Genomic DNA, 2,572 nt, shown 5'->3' with positions numbered 1-2,572 from the left:
ACTTTTTTTCATAAAAATAAAACCTAAATATTGAACGACAAATAGTTTGAAAGATGGAAATCTGTTCGTGTTCGAGCTGAAAAATAGTGCTAACTTCATTATGAAAATAACCATAGCCAGAATAACTTTTCAAAAGTATTTGTGACTGAGCTACTAAACAGATAAAAATATAATCATGAGTAAGGGCTGTTATTTCGTATGACAGCCAAGCTTCAAATCGAACAGGTAGAAAAAGGGAAGGAATAGCCTTCCCTATTAAAAATTATTTACTGGCGTACCACAATTTGACCTAATTCAGCTTGTAGCTGATTTTGCCAAGTCAAATCACCAACTAAAATGTCGTTTGCAATAATGATGTGATTTACTACTTCTGCACCATTAGTTTCAAAGTTGTATACGTCCAGCTCGGTAGGCTCACGAGTAATTGAAGCAACTGAAAGCTCAACGCCATCTGCACGCAACATCGTTTGGCCTAACTCAACATCTTTAGCTGCAACCATCGCGCCATTGCCTAAAAGCATACCGTGGTGCTGAGTCACTTTAAGTTCAGAGCCATCTTCTAAAATAAACACGTAAAGATCTGATTCTTCAGCACCTTTAGTACGCGCTCTCATTTCAAACGTGTTTGTCGATAGCAAGCTCAAAGAAGCATCCTTTGCTAAGCCAACCAAACCATAGCTATCATCGATATGTTTTGCTGCTACATCAACAATATCACCACCTTTGGTGACACGAATTAATGTATTCGCTTCAAAACAACCACACTTACATACTGCACCAACCGTTCTGTCGTAAAAGTCGACAACAGGATAGAAGCCATTAGCTTTACCCCACTCACCAGCTCTAGCAGTGATATAGCCTTCACGAACAGCCCAGTCTATACGTTTAACACACTCAGTCGCTGAAATAGCCTTTTTCGCGCAACGTCCATGAGCGGCATTATCGGTAGTCGCTTGACTTTGATAAGCAGCAATATCCATTGCAGCTTCTGATTTGAATGCAACAAGTGCAAACAACGTAGTGAATAAAATCATCAAAGATCTCATAGAAAAATTTCCTTGTAATTAATGTAAATTGAAGTTTATTTCACAGCTTCAGCTTTTAGGGTGACATTATTAAAAGCGCTATACCCATAGGCTGTTAAGTACCAAGTGCCACTTGCTGGGTTAGTGATGACACATGATTCGTTTGAAGTGTCAGGATTCTCTGAGGCACAGTCGTTATCAATTGGATAAGGTTCTTGGCCATGCTTGATATAAAGATCAGCATCACCCGTCCCACCAGATAAGCTAACGACTAATTTGCTCGTGCCTGACGCAACACTAAAAGGGAATACCTTCGACTGGCCTTTGTTACCGCTTACTATTTCGACTAAGCCATCTCCTGGTTGATCTTCAAATTTGGCATAGACCAATTTGTTTGGTGAACCGACGACATTCGAGATTTTGTTTTCAGAAGCATTGTTGTTAATCGCAGCGGTCACCTGAGCAGGGTTTAGGTTTGGCGATTTAGACAAATGCAGCGCTGCTACACCAGCAACGTGAGGCGATGCCATCGAAGTACCACTAATCGTCTTAGTTGCACTGTTGGAGCCAATCCATGCTGACTTTATTGAAGATCCAGGCGCAAATACGTCGACACATTTTCCATAGTTGGAAAAACCAGATCTTGCGTCGTTGATATCTGAAGAGGCAACGGTGATTGCAGAAGGCTCACTTGCCGGTGATTTAGAGCAAGCGTCACCACGATCATTCCCCGCAGCCACTACGAAGGTAATACCACGGTTCACTGCATTTGCCACAGCGTTATTAACAGCTTGAGATTTACCGCCACCCAAGCTCATATTTGCAACAGATGGTCCAGAAGCATTACCAGCAACCCAGTCGATCCCCGCAATTACGCCAGCATATGATCCCGAACCACTACAATTAAGGACCCGCACACCAACTAAATCTACTGCTTTGGCAACACCATATTGCGAACCGCCGATTGTACCGGCAACATGCGTACCATGACCATTACAATCCTGAGAAACAGCGTCGTTATCAACAAAATCATAGCCATTTCTAGCACGACCACCGAAATCATTATGGCTGTTTAACACCCCAGTATCGATTATGTAAGCAGTGACACCCTGACCATTATTCGCACCAACGTATTTCTTGTCTAATGGGCGATCTCTTTGATCGATACGGTCCAAACCCCAAGTAGGGTTGTTTTGTAACGCGTGGAAATCAGAGAACTGTGGATCAATGGTAAAGGTCGCATTTTGCTCAATGAACTTGATGTCTGGGTGGGAAAGCAACTTCAATAACTGCTCGGAGTTTGCTTTAACAGCAACACCAGCTAAGTTATCATATTGATAATCAACATCTAACCCAAACTCTGCGCTTAACTTCGACGTTAAAGATGCCGTAAATGCTGCTTTAGTGCTGATATCTGCATTAACTAAAGCAGACGGTGTATTATACACAATAATGTAGCTGTCTTTAATCGCCTGTGTTCCTGAAGAGTTACTGTAAAACTCAGCGGCTTGAACTGTAGACCCAAGCATAAGGCTCAATAACAACGG

The 2,572-nt window shown here is 42.1% G+C and carries 2 protein-coding genes; both read right to left on the bottom strand.

Annotation, left to right across the window (positions count from 1 at the left end; all coding sequences use genetic code 11):
* Positions 1 to 266: 266 nt before the first annotated feature.
* Positions 267 to 1,046 carry a Hint domain-containing protein gene (locus L1D50_RS22655; protein WP_128727464.1) on the bottom strand — a complete coding sequence of 260 codons (780 nt, stop codon included), beginning with the start codon at positions 1,044 to 1,046 and terminating at the stop codon, positions 267 to 269.
* Between the two features lie 35 nt (positions 1,047 to 1,081).
* Positions 1,082 to 2,572, bottom strand: a 1,491-nt coding sequence (locus L1D50_RS22650; protein WP_239966898.1) for a S8 family serine peptidase, incomplete at its 5' end; no start/stop codon positions are given.

It is taken from the genome of Pseudoalteromonas sp. Isolate6, assembly GCF_022398435.1.
GTDB lineage: Bacteria > Pseudomonadota > Gammaproteobacteria > Enterobacterales > Alteromonadaceae > Pseudoalteromonas > Pseudoalteromonas galatheae.
The sequence above is the reverse complement of the archived record's forward strand: the minus strand, read 5'-3'. Positions and strand labels throughout refer to the sequence as shown.